The organism is Halomonas urmiana (genome assembly GCF_005780185.1).
In the GTDB taxonomy this organism is placed as follows: Bacteria; Pseudomonadota; Gammaproteobacteria; order Pseudomonadales; family Halomonadaceae; genus Halomonas; species Halomonas urmiana.
The window spans coordinates 54458-70639 of record NZ_VBUI01000019.1; the positions used below are offsets into that span (position 1 = coordinate 54458).

Annotated in this window: 14 protein-coding genes; all 14 read left to right on the forward strand. The window is 69.3% G+C overall.

Features of this window, described 5'->3' with window-relative positions; all coding sequences use genetic code 11:
- Window positions 1-149 precede the first annotated feature (149 nt).
- Window positions 150-1262: an aspartate-semialdehyde dehydrogenase gene (asd, locus tag FEI13_RS12870; protein WP_138181923.1), complete on the forward strand. Its 1113-nt coding sequence runs from the start codon at window positions 150-152 to the stop codon at window positions 1260-1262.
- Window positions 1263-1530: 268 nt separating this feature from the next.
- On the forward strand, window positions 1531-4164 hold the full coding sequence (locus FEI13_RS12875; protein WP_138181924.1) for a FimV/HubP family polar landmark protein: 2634 nt from the start codon (window positions 1531-1533) through the stop codon (window positions 4162-4164).
- Between the two features lie 6 nt (window positions 4165-4170).
- Window positions 4171-5085, forward strand: a complete 915-nt coding sequence (gene truA / locus FEI13_RS12880) for a tRNA pseudouridine(38-40) synthase TruA (RefSeq protein WP_138181925.1) — start codon at window positions 4171-4173, stop codon at window positions 5083-5085.
- A gap of 117 nt (window positions 5086-5202) precedes the next feature.
- Window positions 5203-5844: a phosphoribosylanthranilate isomerase gene (locus tag FEI13_RS12885; RefSeq protein WP_138181926.1), complete on the forward strand. Its 642-nt coding sequence runs from the start codon at window positions 5203-5205 to the stop codon at window positions 5842-5844.
- 60 nt (window positions 5845-5904) lie between these two features.
- Window positions 5905-7119 carry a tryptophan synthase subunit beta gene (gene trpB / locus FEI13_RS12890; protein ID WP_138181927.1) on the forward strand — a complete coding sequence of 405 codons (1215 nt, stop codon included), beginning with the start codon at window positions 5905-5907 and terminating at the stop codon, window positions 7117-7119.
- A 15-nt stretch (window positions 7120-7134) separates the two neighbouring features.
- On the forward strand, window positions 7135-7938 hold the full coding sequence (gene trpA / locus FEI13_RS12895) for a tryptophan synthase subunit alpha (RefSeq protein ID WP_138181959.1): 804 nt from the start codon (window positions 7135-7137) through the stop codon (window positions 7936-7938).
- A gap of 73 nt (window positions 7939-8011) precedes the next feature.
- Window positions 8012-9028, forward strand: a complete 1017-nt coding sequence (accD, locus tag FEI13_RS12900) for an acetyl-CoA carboxylase, carboxyltransferase subunit beta (protein WP_138181928.1) — start codon at window positions 8012-8014, stop codon at window positions 9026-9028.
- A 9-nt stretch (window positions 9029-9037) separates the two neighbouring features.
- Entirely contained in the window at window positions 9038-10369 is a 1332-nt protein-coding gene (gene folC, locus FEI13_RS12905; RefSeq protein ID WP_138181929.1) for a bifunctional tetrahydrofolate synthase/dihydrofolate synthase, read from the forward strand.
- Complete coding sequence (locus FEI13_RS12910; RefSeq protein ID WP_138181930.1) at window positions 10366-11019, forward strand: SPOR domain-containing protein; 654 nt, start codon at window positions 10366-10368, stop codon at window positions 11017-11019. The genes folC and FEI13_RS12910 overlap by 4 nt, the downstream gene beginning before the upstream one ends.
- Window positions 11016-11600, forward strand: a complete 585-nt coding sequence (locus tag FEI13_RS12915; protein ID WP_138181931.1) for a CvpA family protein — start codon at window positions 11016-11018, stop codon at window positions 11598-11600. The genes FEI13_RS12910 and FEI13_RS12915 overlap by 4 nt, the downstream gene beginning before the upstream one ends.
- An 86-nt stretch (window positions 11601-11686) precedes the next feature.
- Window positions 11687-13207 carry an amidophosphoribosyltransferase gene (gene purF / locus FEI13_RS12920; protein ID WP_138181932.1) on the forward strand — a complete coding sequence of 507 codons (1521 nt, stop codon included), beginning with the start codon at window positions 11687-11689 and terminating at the stop codon, window positions 13205-13207.
- Window positions 13208-13217: 10 nt separating this feature from the next.
- Window positions 13218-14414 (forward strand): O-succinylhomoserine sulfhydrylase, encoded by a 1197-nt coding sequence (locus tag FEI13_RS12925; RefSeq protein WP_138181933.1) that lies wholly within the window; start codon window positions 13218-13220, stop codon window positions 14412-14414.
- A 357-nt stretch (window positions 14415-14771) separates the two neighbouring features.
- Complete coding sequence (locus tag FEI13_RS12930) at window positions 14772-15461, forward strand: type 1 glutamine amidotransferase domain-containing protein (RefSeq protein ID WP_138181934.1); 690 nt, start codon at window positions 14772-14774, stop codon at window positions 15459-15461.
- Between the two features lie 160 nt (window positions 15462-15621).
- Entirely contained in the window at window positions 15622-16176 is a 555-nt protein-coding gene (locus FEI13_RS12935) for a cytochrome b (RefSeq protein ID WP_138181935.1), read from the forward strand.
- Window positions 16177-16182: the final 6 nt, after the last annotated feature.

Consider the following 16182-nt stretch of genomic DNA (forward strand, 5'->3'; position numbering starts at 1 on the left):
AATTGTTACATTGCGCGCGCCCTGGCAGGTGTCGCCAGCGTCGAGTGTCGGCTACACCTGACCGGCACTCGCCGGCGCCGATCGACGCCTGCCAGGGGGGAGGGGCTCGTGTATAATGTGTCCCACATTCGATTTCTGGAGGGCTTTACATGTTGAAAGTCGGTTTTGTCGGTTGGCGTGGCATGGTCGGTTCCGTGCTGATGCAACGGATGCTCGATGACGGCGACTTCAAGGGCATCGAGCCGATCTTCTTCACCACCTCCCAGGTCGGCCAGGCCGGCCCCGATGTCGGCGTCGACGTGCCTCCGCTCAAGGATGCCTTCGACCTCGAGGCCCTCAAGGCGCTGGACGTGGTCGTGACCTGCCAGGGCGGCGAGTACACCGAGAAGGTCTACGCCGACCTGCGCCAGGGTGGCTGGAAGGGCTACTGGATCGACGCCGCCAGCACCCTGCGCATGGTCGACGAGGCGACCATCGTCCTCGACCCGGTCAATCGCGGCGTCATCGACGCCCAGTTGGCCAAGGGCGCCAAGACCTTCGTCGGCGGCAACTGCACCGTCAGCCTGATGCTGATGGGCCTCGGCGGCCTCTTCGAGGCGGACCTGATCGAGTGGATGACCTCCATGACCTATCAGGCCGCCTCCGGCTCCGGCGCCAAGCACATGCGCGAACTGCTCAACCAGATGGGCAGCCTGCGCGACAGTGCGGCCGCCGAGCTGGCCGATCCGGCCAGCGCCATCCTGGATATCGATCGCAAGGTCACGGCGGCCATGCGCAGCGGCGATTTCCCCACCGACAACTTCGGTGCCCCCCTGGCCGGCAGCCTGTTGCCCTGGATCGACGTCAAGCGCGACAACGGCCAGAGCAAGGAGGAGTGGAAGGGCTCCGTGGAGACCAACAAGATCCTCGGCCTCCAGGACAACCCCATCCCCATCGACGGGCTCTGCGTGCGCATCGGCGCCATGCGCTCCCACAGCCAGGCCTTCACCATCAAGCTCAAGAAGGATGTCCCGATCGATGAGATCGAGGACCGCCTGGCGCGTCACAATGAGTGGGTCAAGGTCATCGCCAACGACAAGGACGCCACCATCGACGGCCTCACCCCGGCGGCCGCGACGGGCTCCTTGACCGTGCCCGTCGGGCGTCTGCGCAAGCTGGCCATGGGCGGTGAGTACCTCTCCGCCTTCAGCGTCGGCGACCAGCTGCTGTGGGGCGCCGCCGAACCCCTCAAGCGCATGCTGAAGATCCTGCGCGAGCAGTAAGGCACGGGCGGTAAGCGACGGGCGTTGGACCGACACGCCGTCGATGCGCGGGGCGCCTCCTGAGGGAGGCGTCCCGCGTTTCGTTGGTAGGGGAGGTTCGCGGCGTCCATGACCCATGGCGTATGTTGAAGAGTATGGGATCCGCTGATATCCCGTGATGGCGCGCCCTTGAGTGGAATGTGTTACATAGACATCAAGACGACTAAGAATATATGACCAGTCCGTCGCCCGGTTCGAGGCGTCGGCAGCAACGACGCAAGGGACCCCGATGAAACGCAAGCTGACACTCGCCATGCTGCTTTCGCTCTCCGCCGCCAGCCCCCTGGCGCTGGCTCTCGGCCTGGGGGAGGCCGAGGTCAATTCGACGCTCAGTGCACCACTGCGCGCCAGCATTCCCTTGACCGACAGTGCCGGCCTGCAGCCCGGGCTGCTCAACGTCTCCGTGGCCGACGAGGGGGCCTTCTCGGCGGCGGGGCTTGCGCGCACGCCGCTGGCGGCCAGCGTGAAGATGGCGGTGACCCGGCGCCAGGGCCGCCTGATGGTCGACCTGACCACCGAGCGCGCCGTACGCGAACCCTGGATCGACCTGTTGCTGCGCTTCGACTGGCCCGGCGGTCAGCAGCTGCGTGAGGTGACCCTGCTGCTCGACCCGCCGGACTATGATCGGCTGCCGGCCCTGGTCGCCGCCCCCTCGACGCGGCCACGGGAGGACGCGTCGCCTTCACGCCCGCCGACGAGCGCGTCGGACGCCGCGCCGCGACCCGTGGCCCGCACCTCGGCCGCGGACGGCGCGGGCAACCCCGCCTGGGTGCGCCCCGGCGATACCCTGTGGGCGGTGGCGGGCCGGCTGCGCCCGGACAGTGGCATCAGCATGAGCCAGATGATGGTCGCCCTGGTCGAGGCCAACCCCGAGGTCTTTCCCTCCGGCAACATCAACGCCATGCGTGCCGGCTTCACCCTGGTGGTGCCGCCCCGCGAGGCCATCGCGGCCCGCTCCGCCGCTCAGGCCGGCGAGCTCGTCCAGGCCATGAACCAGGCCTGGGCCAACCGCGGCAGCGGTGCCCCGGCCCGGGTGCCGCTCGGCGGCGCCGAGCCGGCGTCGGCCGTGGCCAGCGCCTCGACTCAGGACCCCGCGGCGGCAAGCCCGGAGGACGCCGTTGCCGATACGACAGCGGCCGTTGCGGACGACGGCAACGAGCCTGCCGGCGAGGGCGGTCAGCGGCTGACGCTGCTGAGCGACGCCGAGATGGCCGCCGAGGGCGGGCTCACGACAGAGGGCCTCGTCGAAGGCGAGGTGGGCGACGCGGCAAGCGCTGCCGCATCGGCGCAGGAGGCGGGCGCGACACCCTCTCTGGCGCTGTCGCCGGCGGCTCCGGGGGAGGGGAGTGTCATAGACCCCGGGGTGCTGGCGATGATCCAGGGCGATGGTGAGCTCACCGAGGACCAGCGCCTGCTGCGTCTCGAGGCGCGCTGGCAAGAGAGCCAGGAGTCCCTGGAGGCGGTGCGCAGCGAGCGGGATGCGCTGCAGGCGGCGCTCGGCGATCTGCGTGAGGAGGTGGAGGCCATGCGCGAGCAGCTGGCGAGCCTCGCCGCCGGCGGAAGCGGCGTCGATGCTGCCGGCGCGGGCGGCGTGGTGGTCCCGGGAAGCGCGTCGTCGCCGACCCAACCGGTGCCCTGGTGGGGCGCCCTCTATCAGGGCGCCATGGAGCGCCCCTTGATGCTGGGCGGCGCCGGCCTGGCGGCCCTGCTGGCGCTCTGGGCGCTGGTGCGCCGGCGGCGTCGTGAGCAGGAGGCGCCGGCCTCGGTCTTCAACGAGGCTCGTCCGGTGGACCCCGCGGCCAGCGGCGTGGTGATGCCTGGCGCCGGCGACAGGGCCGCCGAGGAGGCGCGAGCCCCGGGGCGTGACGAGACGCCGAGGACGCCGGTACGTGCGTCCATGCCCGAGGCCGAGGCCATCAACGAGGCCGATATCTTCATCGCCTACGGGCGCTACGATCAGGCTCGCGAGCTGCTGGAGGCGAGCCTGGTCCGTGAGCCCGGCCGCGACGACCTGAGGCTCAAGCTGCTGCGGGTGCAGCTGGAGCAGGGGGATCGCAACGCCGCGGCACGCCAGGCCGACCAGCTGCGCGCCGGCGGCGATCCCGACGTCCAGGCCGAGGTGGCCCAGCTCATGCAGCGCCACGCGGTGCATGCCGCCTCATCCAACCCCGAGCGGGCCGTGTTCCCCGTTCCCGATGAGCATCAGCCACGCCGCTTCGATGAGCCCGACGCGTCGGACGAAGAGCAGGGCGCTCAGGCTGCCGATGAGGGGAGCGCTCGTGAGGCGCCGAGCGCCGACCGCTCGCCCGACCCCTTGGCCGCCTATCGCCCCCCCGCTGCCGAGCCGGCCGACGCCGAGGTCGACGCGGCCCCCGAGACTCAGGCGGCCCCCGAGACTCAGGCGTCCACGGAGCATCATGAGCCTTCCGAGGCGCAGCCGGCACCGTCGCACGCCGAGACGCCGCTGGAGACCGTTCACACCGACGACGGGCGCGATATCATCGACTACCGCCCCCCCTCCCTAGAGGCAAGCCCTGCGCCGCGGGAAGAGACGCCGATGCAGCCCAGCGTGGACTTCACGCCGTCGGTCGACACGCCCTCGGCGACCTCGGATCCGCGTGCCGATCGTGATCTGCCCGAGGAGTGGGACGTCGAGGAGGTGGCCTTCCCGCCGCTGTCGCGGGATAATGCCCACTTTTCCGCGACGGCCTCCCCGACGTCGACGCTTGCCGAGGCGCGACGCCTGCTGGATGACGGCGAACGCGGTCAGGCTCGGGCGCTGCTCGAGAGCCTGATCGACGAGACCGGCGATCCGGATGCCCGGCAGGAGGCCCGCGAACTGCTGGATCAACACCTGCCATGAGGCCGAATGACCCTTTTCAGATCCCTCGATGAACGCCACCCTCTGAGCGGCCGCCTGGCCATGGGGGTGGAGTATGACGGCAGCGGCTACTGCGGCTGGCAGCGTCTCAAGCACTCCCCCTCGGTGCAGGGCGCCGTCGAGGCCGCGCTCTCGAAGGTGGCGGCCGGTCAGCCGATCACCCTGCATTCCAGCGGGCGCACCGACTCTGGGGTTCATGCGACCCGTCAGATCGTCCACTTCGATCCGCCGGTCACCCGCTCCGAGAAGTCCTGGGTGTTTGGCGCCAATGCCAACCTGCCGCGCGATGTCGCGGTGCGCTGGGTGAAGCCGGTTTCCGATGACTTCCACGCCCGCTTCAAGGCGCTGGCGCGGCGCTACCGCTACGTGATCCTCAACCAGCCGAGCCGGCCGGTGCTGGAGCGTGCCAACGCCACCTGGTGTCGCGACCCCCTGGATGCCGATGCCATGCACCGGGCCGCCCAGGCGCTGGTCGGCGAGCACGACTTCTCGAGCTTTCGCGCCGCCGGCTGCCAGTCGAAGACGCCCTGGCGCCACCTCCATTTTATCGAGGTGCATCGCCACGGCCCCCTGGTGGTCATCGACGTCCAGGGCAACGCCTTCCTTCACCACATGATTCGTAACATCGTCGGTGCCCTGGTGACCGTGGGGCGGGGTGAGCGGGGAGACGGCTACCTGAGCGAGCTCATGGCGCTGAAGGATCGCGCCCTGGGGGACGTGACCGCCCCGGCCTGCGGCCTGCACTTCGTCGACTCCCTTTACGATGAGAGCTGGGACCTGCCGCGTGAGCCGCTGGGGCCCAACCTGCTGGCCTTCCTCGGTGAGTGGACCGGCGAGCGAGCCCTGCCCGACTGCCCGATGGTGGCGTTCCGCCGTGGCCGTCCCGTGGCGGAGGGCGCCTAGCCGCCACGGCCCCCGAATCACTCGTGTGCCTTGCCGTGTGATGGCAGGCGTCACATCGCGACATGCGCGCCGCCTGTGGCGTGCTTGCACATCCTAGCGCCGGAGACCCTTGCCCCCATGCCGATTTCGCTTCGCACCCGCATCAAGTTCTGTGGCATGACGCGCCCCCAGGACGTCGACGCCGCCGTGGCCGCTGGCGCCGACGCCCTGGGCTTCGTGCTCTGGTCGGGCAGCAAACGCGCCATCGATGAGCAGAGGCTCGCCGAGCTGAGTGCGCGGGTGCCGGCCTTCGTCACCCGCGTGGGGCTCTTCGTCGACCCGTCGGCGTCCCTGGTGGCCCGCTGTGCACCGCACCTGGACCTGCTGCAGTTCCACGGTGATGAAACCCCGGAGGCCTGCGAGGCGGCCGGGCGCCCCTGGATCAAGGCATTGCGCATGCGCGAGGGCCTCGATCTGCATGGCGCGGCCGAGACCTATCGCGGTGCCCGGGCGCTGCTGCTCGATGCCTATCGACCCGGTGTGCCGGGGGGCACGGGGGAGACCTTCGACTGGTCGCGAATCCCCGCAAGCCTCGCAAAACCTGTTATTCTCGCCGGAGGCCTGACGCCGGACAATGTCGACGCGGCGATCGCGGCCGTTGGCCCCTTCGCGGTGGATGTCTCCGGCGGCATCGAGACCGCGCCCGGCGTCAAGGACGCCACCCGCATGGCGGCTTTCCTGAGTGCCGTACGACGGGCCGACGAGTGGCGCTCGCGCTGAGTTCTCGGCGTCAACCTGTTCCCCCTACACCCCTTCTGGCGACCCTGTGAGGTGTCTTTCGTGAGCAAGTTCAGTGACCTGACCCGACTGCCGGATGCCCGCGGCCATTTCGGCGCCTACGGCGGCCGGTTCGTCTCGGAGACCCTGAGCTTCGCCCTGGATGAGCTGGAGAAGACCTACCTGAGTCTTCGTGATGATCCGGCCTTTCAGGCGGAATTCGACTATGACCTGGCCCATTACGTGGGCCGCCCGTCACCGCTCTATCATGCCGAGCGATGGTCGAAGCAGCTGGGTGGGGCACAGATCTGGCTCAAGCGCGAGGACCTCAACCACACCGGCGCCCACAAGGTGAACAACACCATCGGCCAGGCGCTGCTGGCCAAGAAGAGCGGCAAGCCCCGGGTGATCGCCGAGACCGGCGCCGGCCAGCACGGCGTGGCCACGGCCACCGTGGCGGCGCGCCTGGGCCTCGAGTGCGACGTCTACATGGGCGCCGCGGACGTCGAGCGCCAGAAGCTCAACGTCTATCGCATGCGCCTGCTGGGGGCCAACGTCATCCCGGTCACCTCCGGCACGCAGACCCTCAAGGATGCCATGAACGAGGCACTGCGCGACTGGGTGACCAACGTCGACGACACCTTCTACATCATCGGCACCGTGGCGGGGCCGCACCCCTATCCGATGCTGGTGCGCGACTTCAACGCGGTCGTCGGGCGTGAGGCGCGCCGCCAGTCGTTCGAGGAGTTCGGCAGGCTGCCCGATGCGCTGATCGCCTGCGTCGGCGGCGGCTCCAACGCCATGGGGCTCTTCTACCCCTTCGTCGAGGACGATGACGTCGTCATGTACGGCGTCGAGGCCGGCGGCGACGGCGTCGAGACCGGGCGCCACGCTGCGCCCTTGGCGTCGGGCGCGCCGCGCGGCGTGCTGCACGGCAACCGTACCTACCTGATGTCCGACGAGGGCGGTCAGGTCTCCGACACCCATTCGATCTCGGCGGGCCTGGATTACCCGGGGGTCGGCCCCGAGCACGCGCTGTGGAAGGACGTCGGGCGGGTCAACTACGTGGCCGCCAACGACGCCGACGTGCTCGAGGCGTTCCGTGAGCTGACCCACGTCGAGGGCATCATGCCCGCGCTGGAGTCCGCCCACGCCCTGGCCTATGCCAAGGTGCTGGCGCCGACCATGCGCCCCGACCAGAACATCGTGATCAACCTCTCCGGACGTGGTGACAAGGACATCATGACGGTGGCGAAGATCGACGGGATCGAATTCTAGATGACGGCCCATACCATGAATCGTATCGACCAACGCTTCGCTGCGCTCAAGGCCGAGGGCCGCCGCGCACTGATTCCCTACATCACCGCCGGCGATCCGGCGCCCCAGCACACCGTCGGCTTCATGCACGCCCTGGTGGCGGCGGGGGCCGATGTCATCGAGCTGGGCGTGCCGTTCTCGGACCCCATGGCCGACGGGCCGGTGATCCAGAAGGCCTGCGAGCGGGCCCTCAAGCAGGGCGTGCGGCTCAGCCACCTCTTCGAGATGGTCAGCGAGTTCCGCCGCACCGACACCGAGACGCCCGTCGTGCTGATGGGCTATCTGAATCCCGTGGAGCGCATCGGCCTGGCGACCTTCGCCGATCAGGCCGCCGAGGCCGGGGTCGACGGCGTACTGATCGTCGACATGCCGCCGGAGGAGGCCGACGAGGTCGGTCCGCTGCTCAAGGCACGCGGTCTGGCGTCGATCTTCCTGGTCGCCCCTACCACTTCGCGTGCCCGGGCCGCTACAATATGCGCCCACGGTGAGGGCTATCTCTACTATGTTTCGCTGAAGGGTGTGACCGGTTCGGCGACCCTCAATGCCGACGACGTGGCCGAGCATCTGGCGCCGCTGCGTGAGATGACCGACCTGCCGCTGTGCGTGGGCTTCGGGATCCGCGACGGGGCCTCGGCCGCCGAGGTGGGCAAGGTCGCCGATGGCGTGATCGTCGGCTCGGCGCTGGTCAATCGCATCGCCGAGAATGCCGAGCATCCCGAGGCGATTCCCGCCGCCCTCGAGGCGGTCCTGGGAGAGATGCGCCAGGCGCTGGACGCCTGATCCTCCTCGCCAACGAATCGACCCTGCTCCCGGCGTCGCCGGGGGCATCAGCCTTTACGGAAGTGTTTCTGACATGAGCTGGCTAGACAAGATCGTGCCCACGGTGGGCCGCATCCAGCGCAAGGATCGCCGCGCAAGCGTCCCCGACGGCCTGTGGCGCAAGTGCCCCAAGTGTGAAGCGGTCCTCTATCTCCCCGAGCTGGAAAAGCACCATAGCGTCTGCCCCAAGTGCGACCATCACCTGCGCCTGACCGCGCGCAAGCGGCTCGACTGGTTCCTGGACAAGGAAGGCCGCGAGGAGATCGCGTCCAAGCTCGAGCCGATGGATCGCCTCAAGTTCCGCGACTCCAAGAAGTATCGGGATCGCCTGGTGGCGGCCCAGAAGGCCACCGGCGAGAACGATGCGCTGATCGCCATGCGCGGCTCCCTCGAGGGGCTGCCGGTGGTCGCGGTGGCGTTCGAGTTCACCTTCATGGGCGGCTCCATGGGCGCCGTGGTGGGCGAGAAGTTCGTGCGCGCCGCCACCATCGCCCTCGAGGAGGGCGTCCCGCTGATCTGTTTCGCCGCCTCGGGCGGGGCGCGGATGCAGGAGGCGCTCTTCTCGCTGATGCAGATGGCCAAGACCTCGGCGGCCCTGGAGAAGCTCAAGCAGGCCGGCGTGCCCTATATCTCGGTGCTCACCGATCCGGTGTTCGGCGGTGTCACGGCGTCCCTGGCGATGCTCGGGGACCTCAACGTGGCCGAGCCCAACGCGCTGATCGGCTTCGCGGGGCCGCGCGTCATCGAGCAGACCGTGCGCGAGCAGCTGCCCGAGGGCTTCCAGCGCAGCGAGTTCCTGCTCGAGCACGGCACCGTGGACATGATCGTCCATCGCGGCGAGATTCGTTCGCGCCTCGGCGGCGTGCTGCGCAAGCTGACTCACCAGCCGGTGAGCGGCGAGGAGCCCGTCACGGAAGCGCCGGACCTGGTGCAGGTGGCCGAGCAGGCGGAGCAGGAGGACGTGCTGACCACGACGCCCGCCGAGGGCGTCGAGCACGATGCGGAAAGCGACGCCGAGCAGAACGGCGAGCGTTCCGACTCGGCGCGCTGACCCGTCCCCATGAGCGAGTGCGCCCTGCCCACGACGCTTCCGGCCTGGCTGACCCGGCTGGAAGCGGCCCATCCGGTCGGTATCGACCTCGGCCTCGACCGCGTGGCCGAGGTCGCGCGCCGCATGGGGCTTTGCGAGGCGCCACCGGCGGCTCGCGTCATCACAGTCGCCGGCACCAACGGCAAGGGGTCGACCGTGGCCATGCTCGAGGCCCTGGCCCAGGCCCACGGCCTCACCACGGCGACCTACACCTCGCCCCACCTGCTGCGCTACAACGAGCGCCTGCGGCTGGACGGCCGGCAGGCCGATGACGCCACCCTGATCGCTGGCTTCGAGGCGGTCGAGACGGCGCGGCTCAAAGGCGAGCCGATTAGCCTGAGTTACTTCGAGATGGGCACCCTGGGGGCGCTGTGGGCGATCGCCCGGCAGCCCCCGGCGCTGGCGATCCTCGAGGTGGGGCTGGGCGGCCGACTGGATGCCGTCAACATCATCGATCCGGACGTCGCGGTGATCACCACCGTGGCCCAGGATCATGCCGCCTTTCTCGGCAACGACATCGAGGGCATCGGGCGCGAGAAGGCCGGTATCCTGCGCCCCGGCCGGCCCGCGGTGCTGGGCAGCACGACGCTGCCGGCAAGCGTGGCGGACGTGGCCACGACGCTCGGCGCGCCGGTCTATGCCTTGGGTGAGGCCTTCCGGCGTGAAGGCGATGGTGAGGGCTGGCGCTTTTGGGGTCAGACCCCGGCCGAGTCCAAAAGCCTCGTCGACCTGCCCGATCCCGAGCTGCCGCTGGACAATGCCGCCACGGCCCTGCAGGCCCTGGCACTCGCCGGGGTGTCGCTGGAGGCGGCGGCCTGCCGCCGCGCCCTAGCGAGCGTTCGGCTGCCCGGGCGCATGCAGTGGCTGGGTCCCTGGTGCCTGGATGTCGGGCACAATCCTCATGCGGCCGCCTACGTGGCGCAGCGGCTCGCGGCGCGTCCCTGCGCGGGACGCACCGTCGCGCTGATTGGCATGCTCGCCGACAAGGATGCCGACGGGGTGATCGCCGCCCTGGCGCCGGCGGTGGATGCCTGGGTGCTGGCGAGCCTCGAGGGCGAGCGGGCCCGGTCGGCGGATGACCTGGCCGAGCACCTGGCCCGCCAGGGCGCCACGCTCTGGCACCGCGGTGATTCGCCGGCCGAGGCCGCCGACTGGCTGTCGGCTCGCCTCGCGCCCGAGGATCGTGTACTGGTCTGTGGCTCCTTCTTCACCGTCGCCGCCGTGCTGGCCTGGCATCAGGCCGCTGCCCCCTCGGCGGGGCCGACGGCAGGGCACGCCACGCGCAGCGAGGAAGCGAGATGAAGTACGGAATGCGAGAACGCCTCAGTGGGGCCGTGATCCTGATCGCCCTGGCGGTGATCTTCCTGCCCATGCTGTTCGACGAACCGGCCCAGCGTGGCGAACGGCCTCAGCCGGTGATGACCATCGAGCAGCCGGTCGAGGTGGAGCGCCGCGAGCTGTCGGACCCGCAACCGCCGGAGAGTCTCGATCAGGCCCCGGAGGCGGAGACCGCGTCGTCGAACGCGGCCTCCGCCACGCCGGAAGCGGCGCGGAACGTCGAGCCGACGTCCGAGCCGGCGGCCGAGCAGGCATCGACGCCGCCCGAGCGCGCCGACGAACCGGCCGCCGACCCCATCGCCGAGTTGGCCCGCGCTGCCGATGAACGCCTGGCCGGTCAGCAGCAGGGGGCCTCCTCACCGGTCGAGGCCGCCCCCGACGGGGAGTGGGCCGTGCAGGTGGGCAGCTTCGGCGAGGCGGCCAACGCCGAGCGCCTCGAGGCGAAGCTTGCCGACCAGGGCCTGCCCGTCTACCGCCGCGCCCGCGACAACGGGCTGACGACCGTCTACGTCGGCCCCTTCGCCTCCTCCCGGGAGGGCGAGCGGGTGATGGGTGAGCTCAAGGCCCGGGATAACCTTCAGGGTCTGCTGGTGCGTGCGGATAGCGGCTCATGACGCTGACCTGGATCGACTGGATCTTCGTGGCGGTGCTGGTGGTGACCGGGCTTGCCGGCTTCCTGCGTGGACTGGTCCGCGAGGCGCTGGGGCTCGCCGCCTGGATCATCGCGCTGCTGGCGGCGCGGCTCCTGGCTCCGCCGGTGGCGGAGCTGCTGTCCGGAGTGATCGACAGCGCCGACGGCCGCCTGGTGCTGGCCTTCGTGCTGGTGATCTTCGCGGTGATCCTGCTCTGCGGCCTCGTCATTCGCATGGTGCATGCCGCCGTGGAGTGGGTGGGCATGGGGCTGTTGAATCGGGTGGCCGGCACCGCCTTCGGCATGGCCAAGGGCGTGGCGATCCTGATCCTGGCGACGCTGCTGCTGAGCCTGACGCCACTGGCGCAGCTCCAGGCCTGGCAGGAGGCGACGCTGCGCCCGACCTTCGAACGGCTCCAGGACTGGGCATTGAGCCATCTGGAGGCCTGGGAGGGGCGCCTGCCCGAGCCGTCCTCCTTGCGGGGGCTCTCCTTTCCGCCCGCGGCGCCGGCCGCGTCCGCCGAGGCCGAATCGAGCGACGCCGACGAGGCGACGCCCCCCTGACAGATGACACCGGGACGGCGCCACGCCCCGTCCCGACCCTTCACAGCAAGCCCGGAAAGCAAGTCCGGCAAGAGAGGTAAAGTAGAATGTGCGGTATCGTGGGCCTGATGGCCAAGCAGGCGGTGAATCAGGGCATCTATGACGCCCTGACCGTGCTCCAGCACCGCGGACAGGATGCCGCCGGCATGATGACCTGGGACGAGGGCCGGTTCCTGTTGCGCAAGAGCAACGGCCTGGTGCGGGATGTCTTCCATACCCGCCATATGGCCCGCCTCAAGGGCAATCTGGGCATCGGCCACGTGCGCTATCCCACCGCCGGCTCCTCCAGCGAGGCGGAGTCGCAGCCGTTCTACGTCAACTCCCCCTACGGCATCACCCTGGCGCACAATGGCAACCTGACCAACTCGGATCAGCTCAAGCAGGAGCTGTTCTCCTCCGACCTGCGCCACATCAACACCAGCTCCGACTCCGAGGTGCTGCTCAACGTCTTCGCCCATGAGCTCGGCAAGCAGGGGCTGCACCTGGCGCCCGGCGATATCTTCGATGCGGTGCGCCGCGTGCATCGTCGCTGCCGGGGCGGCTATGCCGCGGTGGCGATCATCAACGGCGTCGGCCTGGTCGCCTTCCGCGACCCCCACGGCATCCGTCCGGTGGTGTTCGGTACCCGCGACGAGGGCGAGGGACAGGAGGTGATGATCGCCTCGGAGTCGGTGGCCCTGGACGTCGGCGGCTTCGAGCTGCATCGCGACCTGGCCCCGGGCGAGGCGATCTTCGTCGACATGACCGGCGCCATCCATACCCAGCAGTGCGCCGACACCCCGCGGCTCGCCTCTTGCATCTTCGAGCACGTCTACCTGGCGCGCCCCGACTCCATCCTCGACGGCGCCTACGTCTACGGCACCCGCATGCAGATGGGACGCAAGCTCGGCGACCGGATCCAGAGCGAGTGGCCCGAGCACGACATCGACGTGGTGATCCCGATCCCCGACACCTCGCGGACCTCGGCGCTGGAGCTCGCCCAGCACCTCGGCGTGACCTACCGCGAAGGCTTCATGAAGAACCGCTATATCGGGCGGACCTTCATCATGCCGGGCCAGACCCAGCGCAAGAAGTCGGTGCGCCAGAAGCTCAACGCCATCGGCGTGGAGTTCAAGGACAAGAACGTGCTGCTGGTGGACGACTCCATCGTGCGCGGCACCACCTGCAAGCAGATCATCCAGATGGCGCGCGAGGCCGGCGCCCGCAAGGTCTACTTCGCCTCTGCCGCGCCGCCGGTGCGCTACCCCAACGTCTACGGCATCGACATGCCGGCGGCCAACGAGCTGATCGCCCACGGGCGCAGCGAAGCCGAGGTAGGTGAGCTGATCGGTGCCGACCGGATCTTCTACCAGGACCTCGACGACCTGAAGGCCGCCTGTCGCGAGGTAAACCCGGACCTCGAAGCCTTCGACTGCTCCGTGTTCGACGGCCAGTACGTGACCGGCGACATCGACGATCGCTACCTTTCGGCACTCGAGGCCTCGCGCAGCGACGATGCCAAGCAGCTCAGCGCCGGCGATCACGCGCTGGTGGGGATGCACAATCAGGAAGACGACATCGACGACTGAGGGGCCCGTCATGCAGCAGGATCAGATACCCGCGCCGGAGTGGGAGCTCGAGACCCTGGCCATCCGCGCCGGCCATCGGCGCACCCATGAGCAGGAACATGGCGAGCCGATCTTCCCCACCTCGAGCTTCGTCTATGGCAGCGCCGCCGAGGCGGCCGCCAAGTTCAGCGGCGAGGAGCCGGGCAACATCTACTCGCGCTTCACCAATCCCACCGTGCGCACCTTCGAGGAGCGTCTGGCGGCCATGGAGGGAGGAGAACGCTGCGTGGCCACGAGTTCCGGCATGGCCGCCATCATGGCCACGGCGCTGGCGCTGCTCTCCTCGGGCGACGAGATCGTCGCCTCGCGCTCGCTGTTCGGCTCCACGGTGAGCCTGTTCGACAAGTACCTCGGCAAGCTGGGCATCACCACCCGCTACGTGGAGCTCTCGGACCTCGAGGCCTGGGAGGCGGCGATCACGCCGGCGACCCGGCTGCTGTTCGCCGAGACGCCCTCGAATCCGCTCTCCGAGGTGGTGGATATCGCGGCCCTGGCCGAGATTGCCCATCGTCATGAGGCGCTGCTGGCCATCGACAACTGCTTCCTGACCCCGGCGCTGCAGCGCCCCCTGGCACTGGGGGCGGATCTGGTGATCCACTCCGCCACCAAGTACCTGGACGGGCAGGGCAGGGCGATCGGCGGGGCGGTGGTCGGCCGCGACGAGGAGCTGGAGGAGGTGTTCGGGGTGGTACGCACCTGCGGCCCCTGCCTGAGCCCCTTCAACGCCTGGATCTTCACCAAGGGCCTCGAGACCCTGAACCTGCGCATGCGCGCCCACTGCGAGAATGCCCGGCACCTCGCCGAGTGGCTGGAGGGCCATCCGGCGGTGGCTCGGGCCCACTACAGCGGCCTGGCGAGCCACCCGCAGCATGAGCTGGCCAGCCGTCAGCAACAGGGCTTCGGGGCGGTGATCGGCGTCGAGGTGAAGGGCGGCCGCGAGGCGGCCTGGTCGGTGATCGATGCCACGCGCATGGTCTCGATCACCGGCAACCTCGGCGACGTCAAGACCACCATCACGCATCCCGCGACCACCACCCATGGCCGCCTCTCCGACGATCAGAAGGCCGCCGCCGGCATCAGCGAGGGCTTGATCCGCCTGGCGGTGGGGCTGGAGGCGCTCGAGGACATCCGCGGCGACCTGGCGCGTGGGCTCGACGCCCTGGTGTGATCTCGGCTTGTCCGCCTGCAAATTTGGGCTATCGCAGTTGATCTTGGCGAGGGGCGCCGAGGGTAGGCCGAAGAGGAGGTCCTACGCCATGGGTGAGGAGCACTGCTCCGAACGGGCTGGCCATGGATGGCCAGCACCGGTCCTGCAAGCGGAGCAGGATGCTAGAGCGAAGCAGGGCGTCGGTAGCGCCCAGGGAGGGGTTCACAGCGCCTCCTCGATGGTCCGACACTTCGGGGCCTGTCGGCGGATCAGCCCCCGAGCGAAGCTGCTATCTGCGGATATCCTGCATCTTGAACTCCTGCTTCTCGTCGCCATCTCACCTAGGCACGCATGCACCGATGCCCAAGGAGGGCCGCGATGAAGATCCTGATGGTACTGACCTCCCATGATCGCATGGGCGATACCGACCACAAGACCGGCTTCTGGCTCGAGGAGTTCGCCGCGCCCTACTACGTCTTCAAGGACGCCGGCGCCGAGATCACCCTGGCCTCGCCCAAGGGCGGCCTGCCGCCGGTGGACCCCACCTCCCAGGCCGAGGAGGCCCTCACCGAGGAGACCCGGCGCTTCGAGGCGGACGACCAGGCCAAGGCGCAGCTCGCCAGCACGCGGCGACTCGCCGAGGTCGAGCTCGATGACTTCGACGCGATTTTCTATCCCGGGGGCCACGGGCCGCTGTGGGATCTGACCGGCGATGCCGATTCCCGCCGTCTGATCGAGGCCTTCCTGGCCGCCGAGCGTCCGGTGGCCGCGGTCTGTCACGCGCCCACGGTGCTGCTCGACGTCAAGACCCCCGCGGGCGAGCCGCTGGTCAAGGGTCGCCGGGTCACCGGCTTCGCCAACAGCGAGGAGGAGGCGGTGGGCCTCACCGGCGTGGTGCCGCACCTGCTCGAAGATGCCCTCAAGGAGAAGGGCGGGCACTACACGCGCAGCCAGGAGGACTTCGCACCCTTCCAGGTCCGCGACGGGCTGCTGGTCACCGGGCAGAACCCGGCCTCCAGCGCGTCCACGGCTCGCCTGCTGCTCGAGGTACTGGCCGAGCGACACTGATCCTCGTACCGCTTTAGATGACCGCCATGCCGCTCGCCACGCCTGTCGTGTCGGCGGCATGGTTTTTTTTGAATGGAATGTTCGGGTTTATTCGCGGATGCCGATCAAACGGTAGGGTATGCTGGCCGTCGATCACCATACGCAGGGAGGCAGAGAGAGCATGTGGAACAACACCCGTCGCGGCTGGGGGCTGATCAGCATCCTGCTGCACTGGGTCGGTGCCGTGGCCTTCATCGGCCTCTTCGCCCTGGGCTGGTGGATGACGGGGCTCGACTACTACGACCGCTGGTACAACCTCGGGCCCTGGTGGCACCGCTCGGTCGGCATGCTGCTGCTGCTGGTCACCCTGATCCGCCTGGGGTGGCGGTTCGTGCAACCCACGCCGGAGGCGAAAGGAGGTCGCCTGGAGCGCCAGGCCGCCCACCTGGGCCACCTCGGACTCTATGTGCTGATGCTCGTGGCGTTGATCAGCGGCTACCTGATCTCTACCGCCGAGGGCCAGGGAATCAACGTATTCGAGGCCTTCGAGGTGCCGGCGCTGGTCAGCGGCCTGCCCGATCAGGCCACGCTGGCCGGCCGGGTGCACTGGTACAGTGCCCTGGCGCTGATGCTGCTGTCCGCCGGTCACGCCCTGGCCGCCCTGAAACACCACTGGGTCGATCGCAACGACGTCCTCAAGCGGATGATCGACCCGCGCCGTTCCCGTCGCCCCTGAGGCGAT